1 pseudogene is annotated in these 332 nt (G+C 55.7%); it reads left to right on the top strand.

Going from position 1 to position 332, the window contains the following annotated elements:
* Positions 1 to 332, top strand: a pseudogene (locus tag P0G09_RS16490) (helicase); the annotation flags it as partial.

The raw sequence follows: 332 nt of genomic DNA on the forward strand, positions 1-332 counted from the left end.
GCCGGATGCAAAGTTTGAAACCGTGGTAGCGAAACCGTCCTAGATTCAGAAAGAAATGGTGCAGGAGCTGAGCAGACGCGCTGCGAAAATCCACTCCGGCACGGTGGATGCGTCCGAGGACAATCTGCTGTGCGTCACCAACGATGGCCGAAAGATCGGTCTGGATGTTCGCCTGATGAACCCCATCCTGCCGGACGACCCCAACAGCAAGCTGAACACGTGTGTTCGGAACGTGCTGCAACTCTGGGCGGATGGCAAGGAGCAACAGCTGACGCAGCTTCTGTTCTGCGACCTCTCACCACCAAAGAACGATGGCAACTTTAATGTCTACG

Origin of the sequence: Faecalibacterium sp. DFI.5.82, from assembly GCF_029076575.1 — a bacterium.
Lineage (GTDB): Bacteria > Bacillota > Clostridia > Oscillospirales > Ruminococcaceae > Faecalibacterium > Faecalibacterium duncaniae.